This window comes from Pseudomonas sp. LBUM1679 (assembly GCF_059695565.1).
On the sequence record NZ_CP166774.1, the window covers coordinates 4,752,060 to 4,770,332 of the forward strand.

Annotated in this window: 21 protein-coding genes, 1 tRNA gene and 1 pseudogene; 13 read left to right on the plus strand and 10 right to left on the minus strand. The window is 59.3% G+C overall.

Going from position 1 to position 18,273, the window contains the following annotated elements; genetic code table 11:
* Positions 1 to 97 precede the first annotated feature (97 nt).
* Together ACA062_RS21630 and ACA062_RS21635 are read left to right on the plus strand one after the other, a co-directional pair.
* Entirely contained in the window at positions 98 to 1,396 is a 1,299-nt protein-coding gene (locus ACA062_RS21630; RefSeq protein ID WP_497452924.1) for an MFS transporter, read from the plus strand.
* 51 nt (positions 1,397 to 1,447) lie between these two features.
* Positions 1,448 to 2,212 (plus strand): 2-keto-4-pentenoate hydratase, encoded by a 765-nt coding sequence (locus ACA062_RS21635; RefSeq protein WP_497452925.1) that lies wholly within the window; start codon positions 1,448 to 1,450, stop codon positions 2,210 to 2,212.
* Here the strand turns inward: ACA062_RS21635 and ACA062_RS21640 are convergent.
* A complete protein-coding gene (locus ACA062_RS21640; protein WP_497452926.1) occupies positions 2,209 to 3,117 on the minus strand; it encodes a LysR family transcriptional regulator in 909 nt (302 codons plus the stop codon). The genes ACA062_RS21635 and ACA062_RS21640 overlap by 4 nt on opposite strands.
* A gap of 108 nt (positions 3,118 to 3,225) precedes the next feature.
* Between ACA062_RS21640 and gcl the strand changes: the two genes are divergently transcribed.
* The 3 genes from gcl (at position 3,226) to ACA062_RS21655 (ending at position 7,009) form a co-directional block, all read left to right on the plus strand.
* Entirely contained in the window at positions 3,226 to 5,001 is a 1,776-nt protein-coding gene (gene gcl, locus ACA062_RS21645; protein WP_497452927.1) for a glyoxylate carboligase, read from the plus strand.
* Positions 5,002 to 5,138: 137 nt separating this feature from the next.
* Positions 5,139 to 5,921 (plus strand): hydroxypyruvate isomerase, encoded by a 783-nt coding sequence (gene hyi / locus ACA062_RS21650; RefSeq protein ID WP_497452928.1) that lies wholly within the window; start codon positions 5,139 to 5,141, stop codon positions 5,919 to 5,921.
* A 191-nt stretch (positions 5,922 to 6,112) separates the two neighbouring features.
* Positions 6,113 to 7,009, plus strand: coding sequence for a 2-hydroxy-3-oxopropionate reductase (locus ACA062_RS21655; RefSeq protein WP_497452929.1), 897 nt, complete (start codon positions 6,113 to 6,115; stop codon positions 7,007 to 7,009).
* Between the two features lie 213 nt (positions 7,010 to 7,222).
* Here ACA062_RS21655 and ACA062_RS21660 read toward each other — a convergent pair whose 3' ends face one another.
* From ACA062_RS21660 to ACA062_RS21670, 3 genes are all read right to left on the minus strand, one after another.
* Entirely contained in the window at positions 7,223 to 8,899 is a 1,677-nt protein-coding gene (locus ACA062_RS21660; RefSeq protein WP_497452930.1) for an NAD-dependent malic enzyme, read from the minus strand.
* Positions 8,900 to 9,059: 160 nt separating this feature from the next.
* Positions 9,060 to 9,413: a hypothetical protein gene (locus ACA062_RS21665; RefSeq protein WP_497452931.1), complete on the minus strand. Its 354-nt coding sequence runs from the start codon at positions 9,411 to 9,413 to the stop codon at positions 9,060 to 9,062.
* Between the two features lie 37 nt (positions 9,414 to 9,450).
* Positions 9,451 to 9,546: a helix-turn-helix transcriptional regulator gene (locus tag ACA062_RS21670; RefSeq protein ID WP_497452932.1), complete on the minus strand. Its 96-nt coding sequence runs from the start codon at positions 9,544 to 9,546 to the stop codon at positions 9,451 to 9,453.
* Positions 9,547 to 9,550: 4 nt separating this feature from the next.
* On the opposite strand from ACA062_RS21670, the gene ACA062_RS21675 reads away from it, so the two are divergent.
* Positions 9,551 to 9,850: a hypothetical protein gene (locus tag ACA062_RS21675; protein ID WP_497452933.1), complete on the plus strand. Its 300-nt coding sequence runs from the start codon at positions 9,551 to 9,553 to the stop codon at positions 9,848 to 9,850.
* A 121-nt stretch (positions 9,851 to 9,971) separates the two neighbouring features.
* Positions 9,972 to 10,047, plus strand: a tRNA-Phe gene (locus ACA062_RS21680).
* A gap of 78 nt (positions 10,048 to 10,125) precedes the next feature.
* Here the strand turns inward: ACA062_RS21680 and ACA062_RS21685 are convergent.
* Positions 10,126 to 10,563, minus strand: a complete 438-nt coding sequence (locus ACA062_RS21685; RefSeq protein WP_497452934.1) for a bleomycin resistance protein — start codon at positions 10,561 to 10,563, stop codon at positions 10,126 to 10,128.
* 153 nt (positions 10,564 to 10,716) lie between these two features.
* Between ACA062_RS21685 and ACA062_RS21690 the strand changes: the two are divergent.
* Positions 10,717 to 10,827: pseudogene (locus ACA062_RS21690) on the plus strand (NUDIX hydrolase); the annotation flags it as partial.
* Between the two features lie 83 nt (positions 10,828 to 10,910).
* Positions 10,911 to 11,672 (plus strand): alpha/beta fold hydrolase, encoded by a 762-nt coding sequence (locus ACA062_RS21695; RefSeq protein WP_497452935.1) that lies wholly within the window; start codon positions 10,911 to 10,913, stop codon positions 11,670 to 11,672.
* A 71-nt stretch (positions 11,673 to 11,743) separates the two neighbouring features.
* On the opposite strand, the gene ACA062_RS21700 is transcribed toward ACA062_RS21695, so the two are convergent.
* Positions 11,744 to 11,992, minus strand: a complete 249-nt coding sequence (locus tag ACA062_RS21700) for a hypothetical protein (protein ID WP_497452936.1) — start codon at positions 11,990 to 11,992, stop codon at positions 11,744 to 11,746.
* 309 nt (positions 11,993 to 12,301) lie between these two features.
* Between ACA062_RS21700 and ACA062_RS21705 the strand changes: the two genes are divergently transcribed.
* A complete protein-coding gene (locus tag ACA062_RS21705; RefSeq protein WP_497452937.1) occupies positions 12,302 to 12,883 on the plus strand; it encodes a DcrB/PsbP domain-containing protein in 582 nt (193 codons plus the stop codon).
* Between the two features lie 33 nt (positions 12,884 to 12,916).
* Here the strand turns inward: ACA062_RS21705 and ACA062_RS21710 are convergent, their stop codons facing one another.
* Complete coding sequence (locus tag ACA062_RS21710) at positions 12,917 to 13,465, minus strand: HD domain-containing protein (RefSeq protein ID WP_497452938.1); 549 nt, start codon at positions 13,463 to 13,465, stop codon at positions 12,917 to 12,919.
* Positions 13,466 to 13,578: 113 nt separating this feature from the next.
* A complete protein-coding gene (locus ACA062_RS21715) occupies positions 13,579 to 13,944 on the minus strand; it encodes an avidin-fold protein (protein ID WP_497457473.1) in 366 nt (121 codons plus the stop codon).
* 217 nt (positions 13,945 to 14,161) lie between these two features.
* Between ACA062_RS21715 and ACA062_RS21720 the strand changes: the two genes are divergently transcribed.
* Positions 14,162 to 14,656, plus strand: a complete 495-nt coding sequence (locus tag ACA062_RS21720; protein WP_497452939.1) for a PaaI family thioesterase — start codon at positions 14,162 to 14,164, stop codon at positions 14,654 to 14,656.
* Positions 14,657 to 14,723: 67 nt separating this feature from the next.
* Positions 14,724 to 15,125, plus strand: coding sequence for a GFA family protein (locus tag ACA062_RS21725; protein ID WP_497452940.1), 402 nt, complete (start codon positions 14,724 to 14,726; stop codon positions 15,123 to 15,125).
* A 27-nt stretch (positions 15,126 to 15,152) separates the two neighbouring features.
* On the opposite strand, the gene ACA062_RS21730 is transcribed toward ACA062_RS21725, so the two are convergent.
* Positions 15,153 to 15,488, minus strand: coding sequence for a hypothetical protein (locus tag ACA062_RS21730; protein WP_497452941.1), 336 nt, complete (start codon positions 15,486 to 15,488; stop codon positions 15,153 to 15,155).
* 148 nt (positions 15,489 to 15,636) lie between these two features.
* Between ACA062_RS21730 and ACA062_RS21735 the strand changes: the two genes are divergently transcribed.
* Positions 15,637 to 16,704 (plus strand): GGDEF domain-containing protein, encoded by a 1,068-nt coding sequence (locus tag ACA062_RS21735; protein WP_497452942.1) that lies wholly within the window; start codon positions 15,637 to 15,639, stop codon positions 16,702 to 16,704.
* Here ACA062_RS21735 and ACA062_RS21740 read toward each other — a convergent pair.
* On the minus strand, positions 16,701 to 18,269 hold the full coding sequence (locus ACA062_RS21740; RefSeq protein WP_497452943.1) for a long-chain-fatty-acid--CoA ligase: 1,569 nt from the start codon (positions 18,267 to 18,269) through the stop codon (positions 16,701 to 16,703). The genes ACA062_RS21735 and ACA062_RS21740 overlap by 4 nt on opposite strands.
* Positions 18,270 to 18,273 lie beyond the last annotated feature (4 nt).

Genomic DNA, 18,273 nt, shown 5'->3' on the forward strand with positions numbered 1-18,273 from the left:
AAAGGCGCCGCGGCTTCTGCTGCGGCGCCTTGCTCCGACTAACTATCCCGAATCCTCGTGTTGGTCAGCGAGAACAATAAGAAACTGGAGATAGAACATGAAGTTTTTACGTCTGCGCCCCACTACGGTGGTGCTGTTCATGCTGTGCGCCATGTATTTCATTACCTACCTGGACCGGGTCAATGTCAGTACCGCTGCGGTCGGTTTCGGTAAGGAATTCAATCTGACCAAGACCGAGATCGGCATCGTCTTCTCTGCTTTTGCGTACCCCTACCTGGTGTTCCAGATCATCGGCGGCTGGGTCAGCGACCGGTTCGGCGCCAAGCGCACGCTGGTGGTGTGCGGGCTGATCTGGGCCGGCGCTACCGTGTTGACCGGCCTGGCTGGTGGCTTCGTCTCGCTGATCATCGCGCGGGTACTCCTGGGCCTCGGCGAAGGTGCCACCTTTCCTGCAGCAACAGCGGCCATGTCCCGTTGGGTCCCCAAGGAGAAACGCGGATTTGCCCAAGGCATCACCCATGCCTTCGCGCGGCTGGGCAATGCCCTGGCCCCGGCAGCGATGATCGCGGTCATGGCGACCTATGGCTGGCGCGAATCGTTCTACGTCTGCGCGGGCATCAGCTTTGTCTGGGTGATGCTCTGGGCATTGGTTTTCACGGAACTGCCGAAAGATCATCCGCGCATCTCGCAACAAGAGCTGGATGTGTTGCCGCCACCCAAGGTCAAGAGTAAGGAGCCGCTGGCCTGGGGACGCCTGTTCAAGCGCATGGCGCCGGTGACCATCGTCTACTTCTGCTATGGCTGGACGCTTTGGCTGCTGCTGAGCTGGGTGCCGATGTACTTCATGAACATGGGCCTTGATCTGAAGGGCACCGCCATCTTCGCCTCCACGGTGTTCTTCGGTGGTGTGGTCGGCGATACCCTGGGCGGCATCGTCAGTGACCGCATCTATGCTCGCACCAAGGATCTGCACAAGGCACGCAGCCTGATGGTCGCCGTGTGCCTGGGGCTGACGCTGTTATCGCTGGTACCGCTGATGTTCACCAAGGACATGCACATCTCCCTGGCGTGCCTGGCCATCGGCTTCTTTTTCTCCGAGATGACGATCGGCCCGATGTGGGCCATCCCGATGGACATCGCACCGGATCATTGCGGCACGGCCAGCGGCATGATGAACACCGGTTCGGCGATGGCCGCTATTGTCAGTCCCGTGGCGGCCGGGTTATTGATCGACAAGTTCGGCAATTGGCAGCTACCGTTCCTGGTCAGCATCATCCTGCTGGCGATCGGTGTGATCCTGTCCTTTCGCATGAAACCGCAGAACAGGTTCGAGTATGTGCAAGCGCCCCGGGCGCCGACCACCGAGGGGCAAGCCGCCCCGGTCATCAGTAAATAACATGCAGCCCCCCCCCGCCTGCGGGCGGGTCTTGAGCAATGGAGCGACACTTTGAATACAGCATCCACCCCTGCGCGCCTGGCGCAATTGATCGTCGACGCGCAACGCGAGCGCAGCCCGTTGGGCGAGCTCGACGCCGACCTGTACCCTGCGGATTTCGCCGCCGCCTACCTGACCCAACAGGAGATTCTTCGCCTGCGCGGCGTCGAGGCCGGCGGCTGGAAGATCGGCTCGAAATCCCCGACCGGTCCGATCCAGGGTTCACCGCTGCCCCGGGACTGTCTGTTTGCACCCGCCAGCCAGTTCGACCGTGGCGCTTATGCGCCGGTGGGCCTGGAACTGGAGATCGCCTTTCGCTTCAACCGTGCCTTCAGTCCGCGTGACCACGACTATAGCGACGAAGAGGTCATGGCCGGCATTGGCGAAATGGCCGCCACCCTCGAACTCGTCGCCAGTCGTTTTGCCGCCTGGCCGAAGGTCGAACCCTTGACGCAGTTGGCCGACCTGCTGAACCACGGGGCCCTGGTAGTGGGCGAATTCGTGCCATACGAGGAAAATTTCCCGTTCGTGCACCCCGCACTGGAACTGACGCTCAACGGCGACAGCATCGTGCCCGCGGCGGTCGCCAACCCGGCGGGTGATCCGCGCCGACTGCTGCCGTGGCTGGTCAATCATCACACCCGCCAGGGACTGACCTTGCCCCAGGACCTGGTCATCACCACCGGCTCCTACACCGGCCTGTTCCTCGCCGACGGCCCCGGCGAGCTGAGCGGCCAGATCCGTGGCTTGCCGCCCGTGTCGCTGTCGCTGATCTAGCTGCGAACCCAATAACCCGGCCGGCTGTAGACCTCCTTGAGGAAGGCGATGAAGAACCGCACCTTGGCCGGCAGGTAATGTTGCTGCGGGTACACACCCTGGATGTCGTAGCTGGGCAAGGCGAACTCATCGAGCACCGTGATGAGTTCGCCGCTGAGCAGCTCGCTCTGGATTTCCCAGACCGAACGCCAGCAAATGCCCAGGCCGCGCTTGGCCCAGTCAAACAGCAGTTCGCCGTCGTTGCAGTACAGATTGCCGGCCACTTTGACCGCCACCTGCCGGCCGTCTCGCTGGAAGGTCCAGCCCCGGTGTTGCCCGCCCTGCAGGCTGAAAGCCAGACAGTTGTGGTGAGCGAGATCATCAAGGGTGTTCGGGGTGCCGTGGGTGGCAAAGTAACCCGGTGCACCGCAGACCACCCGGCGGTTGGCGGCCAGGGTAATCGCCACGTAATTGGGGTCCAGCACTTCACCGATGCGAATGCTCATGTCGTAGCCCTCGCGCACCAGGTCAATGACGTTGTCGGTCAGGTCGAGGGACAGCTTGAGATCCGGAAAACGCGCCTGAAATTCCGGCGCATGCGGGGCCACATGCCGTCGGCCGAAGCCGGCCGGCGCGGTGATCATCAGGTGGCCGCGCACCGCGCCGCGGTTCTCGCTGATGCTCGCATCAATCTCCTCGAACGACTGCAGCAAGACCTTGGCCTGCTCCAGGTAGGCCTCGCCCAATTCGGTGAGCGTCAGCCCGCGGGTTGAACGATGGATCAGCTTCACCCCGAGCCGCTGCTCCAGTGCGGTCAGGCGCCGCCCCATGATCACCGGTGTCACGCCGTCGACCAAGGCCGCGGCCGCAAAGCTGCCACGGGACGCTACGAGCACGTAGCTGCGTAATTCCGTGTAACGATCCATTCGATACTCCTGATACCGACAGAAACGATAAAATATCCAATTCACAAAACAGGCTAACAAATGGAGGCTATCGATGTACAAAAAATATCGAATCCAGGAGAGCCCCCAATGCCCCTCATGAAAGCTATCGAAGCCGCCGTTCTGGTGATGCGCCGCGAAGGCATCGACACCGCATTCGGCATTCCCGGCGCGGCGATCAATCCGCTGTATGCCGCGCTCAAAGCACTGGGCGGCATCGATCACGTACTGGCCCGCCACGTCGAAGGCGCGTCGCACATGGCCGAGGGCTACACCCGCGCCGTGGCCGGGAACATCGGCGTGTGCATTGGCACCTCGGGCCCCGCCGGTACCGACATGATCACCGGCCTGTATTCGGCGTCCGCCGATTCGATACCGATCCTGTGCATCACCGGCCAGGCACCGCGGGCCCGTCTGCACAAGGAAGACTTCCAGGCCGTGGATATTTCCCGCATCGCCGCGCCGGTGTGCAAATGGGCGACGACCGTGCTGGAACCTGGCCAGGTTCCCTACGTTTTTCAGAAGGCCTTCCAGATCATGCGCAGTGACCGTCCGGGTCCGGTCCTGATCGACTTGCCCTTCGACGTGCAGATGGCCGAGATCGAGTTCGACATCGACGCCTATGAACCCCTGCCCGTGGTCAAGCCCAAAGCCAGTCGCCAGCAGGCGGAAAAAGCCATGGCCCTGCTCAATCAGGCCGAGCGCCCGCTGATCGTCGCCGGTGGCGGCATCATCAATGCCGACGCGTCGGCACTGCTGGTGGAGTTCGCCGAACTGACCGGCATTCCGGTGATTCCGACCCTGATGGGCTGGGGCTGCATTCCCGATGACCACCCGCAAATGGCGGGCATGGTCGGCCTGCAGACGTCCCACCGCTACGGCAACGCCACGATGCTTGAATCGGATGTGGTGATCGGCATCGGCAATCGCTGGGCCAACCGGCATACCGGCTCGATCCCGGTGTACACCGAGGGGCGCCGGTTCATTCACATCGACATCGAGCCGACTCAGATCGGCCGCGTGCTGATGCCCGAGCTGGGCATCGTTTCGGACGCCGGCAGCGCGCTGCTCATGCTGCTGGAAGTCGCCCGTGAATGGCATACGGCCGGTCGCCTGAAAAACTTCGCCACCTGGCTCAGCAGTTGCCAGGAACGCAAAGGCCGCCTGCAACGCAAGACGCACTTCGACAACGTGCCGATCAAGCCGCAACGGGTGTACGAGGAGATGAATCGCTTTTTCGGCCAGGACACCTGCTACATCAGCACCATCGGCCTGTCGCAGATCGCCGGCGCGCAGTTTCTTCACGTCTACAAGCCCCGCCACTGGATCAATTGCGGCCAGGCCGGGCCATTGGGCTGGACGATTCCGGCGGCACTGGGCGTGGTCAAGGCCGATCCGCAGCGCCAGGTCGTTGCGCTGTCCGGCGACTACGACTTCCAGTTCATGATTGAAGAGCTCGCGGTGGGCGCGCAGTTCAAGTTGCCCTACATTCACGTGGTGGTGAACAACTCCTACCTCGGCCTGATTCGCCAGTCCCAGAGAGGTTTCGACATGGACTATTGCGTGCAGCTGGCGTTCGACAATATCAATGCCCCGGAACTCGAAGGCTACGGCGTCGACCACGTCGCAGTCGCCGAAGGACTGGGCTGCAAGGCGCTGCGCGTGACCGATCCGGCGCATCTGCAGGCCGCCTTCGCCGAGGCCCGCGCGCTCATGGCCCAGCATCGCGTGCCGGTGGTGGTCGAAGTCATTCTGGAGCGCGTCACCAACATCGCCATGGGTACCGAGATCAACGCGATCAACGAGTTCGAAGAACTGGCCGAATGCGCTGCCGACGCCCCAACGGCGATTTCGTTGCTCGATTAATGACCGACCGCTCCCCTGTAGGAGCCGGCTTGCTGGCGAAAGCGATGTGTCAGATACATCAATGTCAATTGATACCCCGCTATCGCCAGCAAGCCGGCTCCTACAGGGGAGACCTCACAAATTCAAGGGAGACCACCATGCCGCGTTTCGCAGCCAACCTGTCCATGCTGTTCACCGAACAGGATTTTCTTGCCCGTTTCGAGGCGGCCGCCAAGGCCGGCTTCAGTGGCGTCGAATACCTGTTCCCCTACGAGTTCGGCTCAGCCGAGATCAAGGCCCAACTGGGTGAGCACGGCCTGACCCAGGTGCTGTTCAACCTGCCTGCCGGCGACTGGGGCCAGGGCGAACGCGGTATCGCCTGCCACCCCGACCGGGTCGAAGAGTTCCGGGCGGGCGTCGATCTGGCGATCGATTATGCCAAGGTCCTGGGCAATACCCAGGTCAACTGCCTGGCCGGCATCACCCCCGCCGATGTGGACCCGGCAACTGTGCGCCAGACCTTCGTCGACAACCTCAAGTACGCCAGCGCCAGGCTTGAAGCCGCGGGCATTCGCCTGGTCATGGAGATGATCAACACCCGTGACATCCCCCGCTTCTTCCTGAACACCACGGCACAGGCGCTGGAGATTCGCGAGCAGGTCGGCAGCGCCAATCTGTTCCTGCAATACGACATCTACCACATGCAAATCATGGAGGGCGATCTGGCCCGCACCCTGGAGGAGCACCTGGCGCTGATCAACCACGTACAGCTGGCGGACAATCCCGGCCGCCATGAACCGGGGACCGGCGAGATCAACTATCGTTTCCTGTTCGAACACCTGGACCGTATCGGTTACCAGGGTTGGGTTGGCTGTGAATACAAGCCGCTGACCACCACTGAAGCGGGTCTGGGCTGGCTTAAAACCCATAGCGCAATCTGAACGAACAACACAAAACCCTGTGGGAGCGGGCTTGTCGGATCGCCGCACCGCCGCGATGACGTCGGCACAGCACACATCAATGTTGCCTGACCCACCGCCATCGCAGGCAAGCCAGCTCCCACATGAATCTGCTGCGTCCCCAAGACTGCATTGCCGCATCGGAATATGCGTCAAATAAAGAGGAATTTCTCATGGCTAAAATCGGATTTATCGGCACCGGCATCATGGGCCTGCCCATGGCGCAAAACCTGGTCAAGGCCGGCCACCAGCTGTTCCTTTCCAGCCACCACGGCACCCCGCCCACAGCACTCACCGAGACCGGTGCCCAGGTGTTGGCGAATCCCCGTGAAGTGGCGCGACAAGCTGAGTTCATCATTGTCATGGTGCCGGACACGCCCTATGTCGAAGCGGTGCTGTTCGGCAAGGATGGCGTCGCTGAAGGCACTGGCCCGGACAAAGTAGTGATCGACATGAGCTCGATTTCCCCATCCGCGACCAAGGCGTTCGCCGAAAAAATCGTCGCCACCGGCGCCCGTTACCTGGATGCACCGGTCTCCGGCGGCGAGGTCGGTGCCAAGGCCGGGACCTTGAGCATCATGGTCGGCGGCGATCAGGCCGTGTTCGACCGCGCCCTGCCACTGCTGCAATGCATGGGCAAGAACATCACGCTTGTCGGTGGTAATGGCGACGGTCAGACCGCCAAAGTGGCGAATCAGATCATCGTTGCGCTGAACATCCAGGCCGTGGCCGAAGCCCTGTTGTTCGCTGCGAAAAACGGGGCCGACCCAGCCAAGGTCCGCGAGGCGCTGATGGGGGGCTTTGCGTCGTCGAAGATTCTCGAAGTCCATGGCGAACGCATGATCAAGGGCACCTTCGATCCGGGCTTCCGCATCGCCCTGCACCAGAAGGACCTGAACCTGGCGCTGGAAGGCGCCCGCGAGTTGCACCTCAACCTGCCCAATACCGCCAACGCACAGCAGGTGTTCAGCACCTGCGCGGCCCTGGGCGGCAGCCAATGGGACCACTCGGCATTGATCAAGGGGCTGGAACACATGGCCGGTTTTTCCATCCGCGACGCCAAGGGCTGAAGCTTTCGACAAGCAAAAAATCCGCCGGACTGGTGCAATGCTGTTCACTTGGCATCTGCCATCACAACGATCACCTGTAGGAGCTGGCTTGCCAGCGAAAGCGGTGGGTCAGTCGACCTGTTTATCGCTGGACGGACGCCTTCGCTGGCAAGCCAGCTCCTACTGTACGAAACCGCCAGTCGCCGTACTGGCGGGATTTTCTTGCCTGCTCCTTTACTCCGGACGGCGCGCGTATTGGCGATAGACCGGCTGCCAGAAATGCTGCTCGATGGCCGCCGACAAGGCTTGCTCGGACAAAGGCGGGGCAACGCTGTCGCGCTGTGCCGCCATGCCGACCGCGAAGGCGATGCGCTTGCTCACCGCCTGGACTTCACGTAACGGTGGCAGCATCTGCCCGGCGCCGGCGCTCTCGGCCAACGCTTGGGCAGAGGCCATGAGCATGCCGTCAGTGATACGAGTGGCCTTGCTGGCAATCGCCCCCAGGCCGATGCCGGGGAAGATGTAGGAGTTATTGCACTGGGCAATGGGATAGGTCTTGCCGGCCAGTTCAATCGGCAGAAACGGACTGCCGGTGGCCACCAGCGCCTGCCCGCCGGTCCATTGCAGGATGTCCTTGGGGTGCGCCTCGATCTGTGAGGTCGGGTTGGACAGCGGCATGATGATCGGTTGCGCACAATGGGCATGCATGGTCTCGACGATCTGTTGGGTAAACAGACCGGATTTGCCCGAAACACCGATCAACACCGTGGGTTTGGCGTTGCTCACGACTTCCTGCAGCGACGGCCAGTCAGCGCTGAAGTCCCACTGCGCCAGCGACTCGCTGGTGTGTGCCAGGCGTTGCTGGAAATCGTAGAGATCGGGCTGGCGATCGGTCAGCAGCCCTTTGCTGTTCAGCAAGTAAACCCGACTGCGAGCCTGGGCCTCGCTCAAGCCTTCCAGCTGCATGGCGGCGATGATCTGTTCGGCAATCCCGCAGCCGGCCGATCCGGCGCCGACAAACGCCACGGTCTGTTCGGACAGGCGCTGCCCCTTGACCTTGCACGCCGCGAGCAAGGTGCCCACGGTCACGGCGGCGGTGCCCTGGATGTCATCGTTGAAGCAGCACAGTTGATCGCGATAACGCGCCAGCAACGGCATGGCATTGGTCAGGGCAAAGTCTTCGAATTGCAGGATCGCCTCCGGCCAGCGGCGCTGGATACCTTCGACAAACGCTTGCAGGAACTGATCGTAGGCAGCCCCGCGGGTACGTTCTTCCCGACGGCCGAAGTACAGCGGATCGGCCAGTAGCGCCGGATTGTTGGTGCCCACATCCAGCACCACCGGCAAGGTGTAGGCCGGGCTGATGCCGCCACAGGCCGTGTACAACGACAGCTTGCCGATGGGAATGCCCATGCCGCCGACACCCTGGTCACCGAGCCCGAGGATACGCTCGCAATCACTGACGACGATGACCTTCACATGGTCCTTGGTCACATTGTTGAGGATCTCGTCGATGCGATCCTGATCGGCAATGCTGATGAACAAACCGCGATGGCTGCGGTAGATGCGGGAGAATTCCTGGCAGACCTTGCCGACGGTGGGCGTGTAGATAATCGGCAGCATTTCGTCGAGATGGTCATCGACCACGCGATAGAACAGAGTCTCGTTGGAATCCTGGATCGAACGCAACAGGATGTGCTTGTCCAGGTCGGTGCCGCAGGCCTGGTATTGCTGGTAGGCTCGCGCGGCCTGCTGCTCGATGGTTTCGACCTGTTGCGGCAGCAACCCTCGCAGATGCAAGGTATCACGCTCTTGCTCGCTGAAAGCGGTGCCCTTGTTCAGCAGCGGCGTGCCCAACAAGGCAGGGCCGGCGAAAGGAACTTGTACGGCTCGATCGATAGGGTTACTCATCTCAACCTCCTGTGCTTTTGTATTTTGAATTCAATATACACAGATGAATCAGGATGCCAAGTGCCAACGATGACAACTACCGCCTGAATGTACGCAGTGCCTTCACGTCCTTCGTCGGAACGCCGCCCGGAGCAAGCTCGCTCCTACAGGACCACGAAATTCAGTAGCCGCGCACCAACATCTCCTCCAACGCCAGCTCCAACGCCGACAACCCAATCTCCGGCCCATCACCGTAAAGTGCAGTCCGGCGAGCACAATCGATAACCACCCTCACCCCTGTCCCCATCCGATCCCCTGGATACTTGCGCAACATGACCTCAAGCAATGTCTCGCTCAGCCAGGTATCACGATGCAATGACCAGCGATGATCTACAAATTTCAACAGGCAGAAGTCGAGCTCGGTATCAACGATATGCGGCGAATACACCCAGTGGCTATTACCCGCCTCCCAAACCGTTGCCTCAACACGATAACGCCCCTCGGGAGACAGTGACAAAACTTCAATTTCATCCATAAACAACCCTCGAACGCGGTCCATTGAACGGGATGGATCACCCACGTTTGCGGGCGACGATGATGGCTTCGTAGCGGCTCGAAACACCCAGCTTGATGAACATGTTCTTCAGGTTCCACTTGACGGTCTGCACACTGATGTTCAATGAGCCCCAGGCGGTAGCCAGACGCAAGCGCCGCTTGCAGGGTGCTGTGGGCAGCTTCGTCCTGATCCAGTTTCTCTCAGCCTCGGAAATGGCCCGGCAATTGGCACGCTTGCCGGCCCATGGGGTGATCGAAGCACGCCGCATATTCGACGCCGCGCAAAGCAATGATTTGCCCACACAGCTGGAATATGAGGCCAACCGCCAACGCCAGTTGCTCGATCTGCCGACGCTGGAAGAAGGGGTTGCAGCTTTCTTCGAAAAGCGTCTGCCCAATTTTCCTGGTCGAAGCTGATCGATGCCCGCCTTACCCGTTACTGGTGGTTATGCCGGCCGCGTAAACGTAGGTATTCATTAGGTTTTTTTTGATTTCGTGCTTGACGTCTCAACCGTAAAAAACGTTTAATTCCGCCGCGGCCCAGATAGCTCAGTCGGTAGAGCAGGGGATTGAAAATCCCCGTGTCGGCGGTTCGATTCCGTCTCTGGGCACCATTACTTCCAAACCCCTGACTCCTGATGGCTTCAGGGGTTTTCTTTTTTTGGCGCCGCTGCGATTGGTAAAAATACGGTCTATCTGCCTACTCCCCTTGCGACAGCCCTGAAGCCCAGGCTTTGATTGAATCGCAACAGATAACCATCCGGATCCAGCACCAGAAAATTAAGCTCTCCATGCTCGCGCTGATTATCCCGGTACCAGCATTCTTCAATGGGCCTGTGCAACTCCAATCCTGCATCCGCAAGGGCCTTGGCCAAAACCTGGATATCAGCGCAGCGGATCGAAAGGTTCATCCCTCGGCCATAGGGTGATTCCAGAGGGCCAACCCGCCATGGCGACGCTTGCCGGTCATCCTCTTCCAGCATCAATTGGCTGCCTTGAAACGACAGGAAAGCGAATTTGTGTTCGGGCCTTTCGTATTCAATCTGAAAGCCCAGTACCCGGCAGTAAAACGCCAGGCTTCGTTGCAAGTCAGTGACAATCATCTCTGGAACTAATGCATTCATCTCCATGAAGGGACTCCTTGTCGTTGTAGAACACCTCTGGCAGCGAAACGTTGTCGCTCCCTGCCGGGCCGGTTGTACCATGATTGATGCGCAGGTGCCTTACATCGATCACCGCCACTTCCAAACGGACTTGTCCAATACCGCAAAGGAGTTCCACCGTTGCCCGAACATCGCATCCGCCCCCTCGCCCTCTGTATCTTTCATCATCACGGCAAGATCCTGGTCAACCAGTTCCACGACAACGACAACCAACGAACCCTCTTCCGCCCCAAATTCGACAGGCAGCAATCGACAAAAAGCAGTCGTTTGGCACCAGACGCTGTCTTAACAGCGGGTAGGCCAAGGGGGACATCATGACCACGCGCAAATTAACCATTGAAGACTTGCAGTTGAACGTTTCAATCCGCGGCCAAGGCTCACCGCTGCTCTTGCTCAACGGCCTGGGTGGTTTGATCCGTACCTTCGATCCCCTGCGCGATGAACTGGTGGACTACAGGACCATTACGCTGGATGTGCCCGGGGTCGGCAAATCGCAAATGCCCCGCTGGCCGATGCGTCTGCCGCGCCATGCCGACCTGATCGCTAAGATGCTCAAGCAATTGGGAATCGAACAGGTCGATGTGTTCGGCCTCAGTTGGGGCGGTGCGTTGGCGCAAGAATTTGCCCTGCGTCATCCGAGCATGGTGCGCCGGCTGATCCTCGCGGCGACCTCGGCCGGCCCGGCGATGCTGGTGAAGCCCGCCGACATCCTGGATTTTTTTGGCAGGCGTAAAAGCGCCAAACTGCACAAGCAGGAAGGCTCGCGCAACTCGATACAGACGCTAATGCGCTTCGGTATGGTGAACGGCATGCTCACGGCAAACCCGCTAACCTATTACCACCAGCTCACCGCCTTGGTCGGCTGGACCAGCCTGCTGCGGCTGTTCCGTCTGCGCCAGCGCACGCTGATCCTCACCGGCGAACGCGATACCCTGGTGCGGCTGTACAACGCGCACATCCTGCGCCGCGCCATTCGCCGTGCCGAACTGCACGTCCTGCCGGGCGAGGGGCATTTTTTCGTGGTGACCAGCGCCCGGCGAACCGCCGAAGCGATACGCGAATTCCTCTGCCAGTAGCACGGCGATGAAGAGCCCGCGCCGAACAGCCTGAGGAAGCTAGGGCGTAAAGCCCTAGCAGACAGCAGATGTCACTTTTTCTTTTTCGCCGGCTTTTCTGCCTTCTCTGACTTCTTGGCCTTTTCTGGCTTGCTATCAGCTTTTTTTGCAGATTTCTTTGGTTCGGCATCTTTTTTCTTGTCTTTCTTATCGGAAGATTTCGAAAGAGCCGAGGCCGCAGCTGATTTCTTTGCCGGTGATGACTTTTTGTCTTTCAATTCCTTGCTGGCTTTCGAAGCGTCACCTTTGCTTTTCTTCTCGTCTTTAGCCACGTTGCCCACCTCTCGGGGTATGCCGGTATTGGCAAATTGCCTGTGGGATTATCCACAAGCTGATCATTAGGCGAGCGCGTCTAAAAGCGGTTCAAATTTTTTTGATGCGTCGAGATAGGCTTTGGGTGATGCACTGATAGGTACCGAGGGCTGGACGGCTTAAATAGGTCATCAGCTACGCCTCGGGATCGCGAGTTCCAAAATTTTCTTCAGTAGCTCTGGCTGCCCATACCAAGACTCTGGCTTGGTGGTCGGGCATGATCCTCGATTTCGGGCACACTTGCAGGATCATTCAGGGCTTCACTAAAAGGAATTACGATGCGAACGTTCAGCCGCAAGCTAGTCATGCTGTGTTTGGCCTTCTCGATTCAAGGCGTTGCAGCGGTTCAGGCTGCGACGGAGCAGCCGACGAGCGAGGCAAGTACTCCCCAGAGGATTTCCGTGCTCGCGGGCAAACTGAGTTACACATTGCCGCAAGGTTATGTCGAACGCGAGTTGCCTGAGCTTGATGCGAAGGCCAGAGCCAGAGGCATGACGGGCACGATGTACGTCAACGCCGCGCAAAAACGCATGGTGGTGGTGACGCAGACCCCAGTGCCGGAAGGATCGATTGAGGGGGATAACGATGGGGAGTTTCTGCTGGGATTGGCAAACGGCACCATCAGCAAGCATGAAAGCGGTTACAAGGACTTCAGGATTCTGCGAGAGAAAGAGGTGGTCAAGAACAACGGTCTTGGCATTCTCGAGATTGATGCCTACGGAACACTGGGCAACGATCAGCTCCTCAACACTACGCTATTGGCGGCCTCTGGAACGACGGCCGCTTATATTCACTTGATCTCACCGCGTGACGCTCGCAAGACCCATATTGCATTGATCAAGGCGATCATTGGCGAATGACGGGACCAGTCGCTCCTGCCCGCTCGATAACCCTCACGACGCAATAATATGTAAAGCCTCATATCGCGCCATCGAGTCAATCAGCCGCTTCTTTAAATAACTGTTCACGTGGCCCAGGTTATCGCAAATGTGGTGGGACTCTGCCAGATATGACATTCGCTTTTCATTTGTCCACGTAGCAGGCGGCGATTGAAGGTTGGTGATGCGGTCGCACAGCTTGATGGACGCAGCCTCCTGAGAATGCGCTGCAATGCCCCGCAAATACTTCTCCTCGGAAAATGGCATGATGAAATTCTTGCTGAGGCAGGCGACGGTCGATGCCACCTCAACGCCGAAGATGCCTGCAAGCTCCTCCTGCGTCGTTGGGGTGTCTTCTAGGACGTCATGCAACAGCGCAGCAGGCAAGGCAATATCCAGAACGCCTACGGACTCGTTGAGGTTGGCAAAAATCAGCTCATTGGCGACCATCGCCACATGCGTCGAATACGGGAGCCCGGAGCTCTTCATCTTTTGCTCTATGTGGGCCTGGGACGCGAACAGCCAGGCTTTGTTATACAGGTGCTGCAAGTCAACGACACTCATGACGGTTTCCCCGTTAAAAGGATTGGTGAAAGGGGGGCAGTCGGCGCGGCTCAATGGGCATGACCCGTACGCTTGGCCCAAAGGACGCCCTCACCCGCTGGCCAACGCAAGTGCTAGGCGGCAAGCTCGACGTAGCTCGACTCCCCGCCTCCAGTCGCGCCCGACAACCAACCCCATACGAAGGTCAGCGTGGTCCGTCCTGCGTGGTCAACGCCTACCGTGCCACGAGACCAGCCGGCGAGCATCTCGCCATCCGTGGTCAAGCAGTGGTAAAGAAGCTCGATGGTATCGGGACCCGTCGCGCGTCCGACTTGATGACCCATGCGGATCCGGCCGCCTTGGTAGGTGCCCGAAATGGCATTTCCCTCGACATGGTAATGAAATACGGTGCCGGCACCGGATAGCCCGTGGCTGTTGTCCGCGACCGTAAACTGGCGATTGTTCAAGCGCTCGCTGATTTGAGCAAAAGGGATTTCCATAAATGTCGCGTCCTTGTAGTCGAGATAATCCAATGCAGCCCTTCGATGAGCCTAACCCATTCTGTCGCGATTGATGAAGGCACTGCTTAGGCTCTTTCGCGAGCGCGGCTTCGCAGGCGACTGCCAGCGCCTTGTCTCTCGACAATCGATACCAAGCCCCAATCCCCCAGACTGAGGTTAAAATACCCGAGGTTCACTTCCCAGAGGATGACAAGACATGCCCCCGCACGATACCTCCCTGCAAGACAGCGCCGCGCCCGAAGGCGTGTGTTACGGCTGCGGCAGCAGCAACCCGCACGGGCTGCACATCAAGAGCTTCTGGCACGAGGACGGCGTGCACGTCATGGCCGAGCATGTGCCCGATGCCAAGTACTGCGGCTGGCCGGACCTGGTCTACGGCGGGCTCATCGCAATGCTGGTCGATTGCCATTCGAACTGGACGGCGATGGCCTATCACTACCGGCAGGAACAGCGCGAGGCTGACAGCCTTCCGCGCATCAACTGCGTCACCGGCAACCTTGGCATCAAGTTCATCAAGCCGACTCCCATGGGCGTGCCGCTGACGTTGCGGGCGAAGGTCGAGGGTGAAGTCGGACGCAAAACCCGGGTCATTTGCGAAGTGTATGCGGGGGACGTGCTGACGGCGGTTGGCGACTCGGTTTTCGTTCGGGTCGATACCGGGCAATTGGCCGATGCGGCTCACGGGCGCTAGCAGTCGTTCGACACTGCACCTGCCAACCGTTAAATTGGCCCCTCTCAATGGCCAGGCAGCTTCAAGAATGACCGGTAATTTCCAGGGCAGTTGCCTCTGCGGCGCCGTCCGTTACGAAATCAATTCACGCCCGAAAGCGCTTTCGCATTGTCATTGCAGCCAATGTCGCAAAAGCCATGGAGCAGCCTTTGCCAGCTATGGCAGCGTGCCGCGCGCTGACCTGCATTTCATCCAGGGTACTGAGCGCATCACGTCTTACAGCTCTTCCGAATCGGTGCTTCGTCAATTTTGTAGCCAGTGCGGTTCGTCGCTGTTCTGGTCGAGAGGCCGAGGAGACTACGCAGACTGGATTTCCATAGCGTTGGGCACGCTGGACACGTCGTTTACGTCCAACAAGCAGCAGCACGTCGAAGTGACCTCCAAGGCCTCCTGGTATGAAATCCAGGATCAGTGGCCACAATCCCGGTGATCGCATTGGGTTGATTTACGAGACAGCCTATTGTGTATCCCTGACCCGCTTGCGCACTGCTTTGGCAAGCAGCCAATAGAAGAGGATGAGCACGGGAATTGGCAGTGCGAGCAGTAGCAATGCGCGAGTGACGTCCGACAGGCCGCCGAAATTGAGGCTGGCCAATGGAATCATGATCACCAGACACGCCCCCAGGTTGCACATGCAGATGGCCATGACCCGGTAAAAAATTCGCCAGGGCCTGGAGGGGTGGTCGATGTTCCTGGTAGCCAGCGGGATAGCGCCAGGGCGAGGTAGCACGATACAAGTGCCAATGATTCCGGCACTGAACTGAAAGGCAAAGACGAAAAGTGTGAGTGTCATGAGGGCCAATCAAGTCGGTGGAAGCGCAATGACGGCATTATGCACAGTCTCGGCCAGAAGCAGGTGTACGGCACCGCGCCCCTGCGAAAAATCGGCTCAAACCCTTACAATCCTGGCTTTTCACCCAAACCTGACAGGCAGCTAGGCTATGGCGCTCGACCCACCCACGATGTTGACACTCTCGATCGCCCTCGCCGCGGCCGCCGCGCTGTACCTGGCGATCGAGTGGCGCAGCATTCGCGAACCCTCGCTACTGTTCTGGAGCGCGGGCTTTGCAACAATTACCCTGGGGTCGACCCTCGCCTTGCTGCGCATCAGCGGCCTGTTGCTGATCGGCATCTGGTTCGCCAACGGCCTGCTGGTGGCGGCCCACTGGTTTTTCCTGCTGGGCGTTGCGCGCTTCACGAAAGCGCGGTTGTCCCGTGCCTGGTACCTGATTTTTGCCGCCTGGATTGCACTGCTGTTATTGCCGGACGAGCCGTCCTGGTCGAAGCTCATGCTGCTGGCGCAGTCGCTGCTGGTCGCGCTGTTGGCGCTCAGGGCGAGCTTTTTGCTGCGCCCCCATGGCAAGTCGTTGAGTGTCGGGGCGGTACAACTGCGGTATGTGCTGCTGATCCATGGCCTGTTCTATCTCGCCAAGGCGATAACGGCAGTCGTTCCAGGCACCCTGATCGACCTCGCCGCCTTGCGTGGCGAGATCATTCAGATTTCCCTGGTCGAGGGCGTGATGGCGATCATGCTGATCGCACTGTCGATGACCGGTACCGAGCGCTACCGGCGCGAGAAGCACATCGCACGGCTGGCCGAACGTGATCCGTTGACCGCCCTCTACAACCGCCGCGCCCTCGAAGTGCGAGCGCCGCGGCTGTTGGATGCAGTCTCGACTGCTCGACCAGGCGCCTTGCTGCTGATCGATATCGACAACTTCAAACTGGTCAATGACCTGTACGGCCATACGGCAGGCGACCAACTGTTGGTCGCGCTGAGCGAGATGATTCGTTCGGCATTGCCCGATGGCACGCTTGCAGCCCGGCTGGGCGGTGACGAATTCGCCATCCTGCTGGGTAACGCATCGAATGAACGAATCCTCGAACTGGGCAGCGCCCTACGTGACCAGTTTCACCAGGCTGCCTCACAGACCTTCGTCAGTGTTACTGCCAATGCGATTTATCGCGGTTCAAGTAGCCAATTGCTGCATTGCGCACCGGCGTTCTAGGCAATTTGACGAGCGCGGTTCTCCCAGAACGGCTTGCGCAGTTCGGTTTTCAACACTTTCCCGACACTGGACAATGGCAACGATTCCCGGAACTCGACACTACGCGGAACCTTGTAACCGGCGATACATTCGCGGCAGTGGGCCATAACCTCCATCTCGGAGATGCTTGCTCCAGGATTGCAGACGATCACTGCGTGAACCGTCTCGCCCCACTTGTCGCTGGGAATGCCTATTACTGCAACCTGGGTAACGGCCGGAAGTCTGACGATGGCGTTTTCGACCTCGGCGGTATAGATGTTCTCCCCGCCACTCACAATCATGTCCTTCAGCCGGTCGCAGATATAGACGAAGCCATCTTCGTCCATGTAGCCGCCATCGCCAGTGTGCATCCAGCCGTTTCGCAGCGCTTCGGCAGTGGCTTGCACGTTGTTCCAGTAACCGAGCATGACATTCGGCCCGCGTGCGACGATCTCCCCCACGGTGCCACGCGGCACCTCCCGATCTTCGGCATCAACGATACGGATTTCAACGCAGTTGACCGGCACCCCCGCCGAGTACATCTTGCCGCTGCGCTGATGCTCCTCGCAGTGATACTCGGCATTGAGGATGCATGCGAAGGGAGACAGTTCGGTCATGCCGTAGCCCTGGATGAAGTCGGCTGCCGAAAAGGACTGGCGGGCTTGGTCGAGCAGTGCCGGGGAGATTGCCGAAGCGCCATAAGTGATTTTCCTTAGCGCGCTCAGATCAAGTTTGGCCGCAGCGGGATTGACTTCGCGCCAATCGAGGAGCATCTGCAGCATGGTCGGCGCCAGCATGGTATTGCTGATCCTTTCCAGGCCGATGCATTCAAGTACCTCCTGCGGTTTGAAGGTCGATAACACCACATGCGTACCGCCGCTAATGAACAGTGAGACCATTGCCGACAGATCGGCTATATGGAACATCGGCATGGCATGCAAGAAGATGGTCTGAGGTCCGATCCCGGTCTGGTCGAAAGTGGCCAGGGCTGATAAAACGAGATTGTTATGACTGAGCATTACCCCTTTGGGGAAGCCCGTGGTTCCACCGGTATAAAAGACGCCCAGCAGAGAATCGCCACCACGAAGGGCATCTTCGACCGGCTCATACTGGGTGATCAGCATTTCGTAGTTGAGCATGCCCGGCGGAGTTTCGCCGTCGCCGGCATAAATCATCAGGCGCAGGGTTTTCGCAGCAGCGCTGATTTTTCCTGCCAGATCCAGGAAACTGTCGTCGACGATCAGTACACAGGTTTCAGAATCGTCCAATGAATAAATGATCTCCGCAGCGCTCCAACGGATGTTCACCGGGTTGAGCACGGCATCGGCCCAAGGGACCGCCAGATAGTATTCGATGTAACGCTGCGAGTTTAGCGAAAGCATCGCCACCCGCTCGCCGCTGGTCACGCCCAGGTCTTTTAGTGCGCCGGCCAGACGGGCGACTCGGTCGCCCAACTGGGCAAAGCTCAGACTACGACCTTGGTAACGAATGGCCGGTGTTTCGGGACGCTGTTGCATATGGCGATGCAACCCTTGGGTCAAGTACATCGAA

Bases quoted from the DNA above. Each gene is read 5' to 3' on its own strand.
- ACA062_RS21675 (WP_497452933.1), top strand. From the start codon at position 9,551: ATGTTCAATGAGCCCCAGGCGGTAGCCAGACGCAAGCGCCGCTTGCAG.
- ACA062_RS21685 (WP_497452934.1), bottom strand. From the start codon at position 10,563: ATGGAGATGAATGCATTAGTTCCAGAGATGATTGTCACTGACTTGCAA.
- ACA062_RS21665 (WP_497452931.1), bottom strand. From the start codon at position 9,413: ATGGATGAAATTGAAGTTTTGTCACTGTCTCCCGAGGGGCGTTATCGT.
- ACA062_RS21640 (WP_497452926.1), bottom strand. From the start codon at position 3,117: ATGGATCGTTACACGGAATTACGCAGCTACGTGCTCGTAGCGTCCCGT.
- hyi (WP_497452928.1), top strand. From the start codon at position 5,139: ATGCCGCGTTTCGCAGCCAACCTGTCCATGCTGTTCACCGAACAGGAT.
- ACA062_RS21710 (WP_497452938.1), bottom strand. From the start codon at position 13,465: ATGAGTGTCGTTGACTTGCAGCACCTGTATAACAAAGCCTGGCTGTTC.
- ACA062_RS21715 (WP_497457473.1), bottom strand. From the start codon at position 13,944: ATGGAAATCCCTTTTGCTCAAATCAGCGAGCGCTTGAACAATCGCCAG.
- ACA062_RS21730 (WP_497452941.1), bottom strand. From the start codon at position 15,488: ATGACACTCACACTTTTCGTCTTTGCCTTTCAGTTCAGTGCCGGAATC.
- ACA062_RS21720 (WP_497452939.1), top strand. From the start codon at position 14,162: ATGCCCCCGCACGATACCTCCCTGCAAGACAGCGCCGCGCCCGAAGGC.
- gcl (WP_497452927.1), top strand. From the start codon at position 3,226: ATGCCCCTCATGAAAGCTATCGAAGCCGCCGTTCTGGTGATGCGCCGC.
- ACA062_RS21695 (WP_497452935.1), top strand. From the start codon at position 10,911: ATGACCACGCGCAAATTAACCATTGAAGACTTGCAGTTGAACGTTTCA.
- ACA062_RS21630 (WP_497452924.1), top strand. From the start codon at position 98: ATGAAGTTTTTACGTCTGCGCCCCACTACGGTGGTGCTGTTCATGCTG.
- ACA062_RS21655 (WP_497452929.1), top strand. From the start codon at position 6,113: ATGGCTAAAATCGGATTTATCGGCACCGGCATCATGGGCCTGCCCATG.
- ACA062_RS21660 (WP_497452930.1), bottom strand. From the start codon at position 8,899: ATGAGTAACCCTATCGATCGAGCCGTACAAGTTCCTTTCGCCGGCCCT.
- ACA062_RS21705 (WP_497452937.1), top strand. From the start codon at position 12,302: ATGCGAACGTTCAGCCGCAAGCTAGTCATGCTGTGTTTGGCCTTCTCG.
- ACA062_RS21735 (WP_497452942.1), top strand. From the start codon at position 15,637: ATGGCGCTCGACCCACCCACGATGTTGACACTCTCGATCGCCCTCGCC.
- ACA062_RS21740 (WP_497452943.1), bottom strand. From the start codon at position 18,269: ATGTACTTGACCCAAGGGTTGCATCGCCATATGCAACAGCGTCCCGAA.
- ACA062_RS21725 (WP_497452940.1), top strand. From the start codon at position 14,724: ATGACCGGTAATTTCCAGGGCAGTTGCCTCTGCGGCGCCGTCCGTTAC.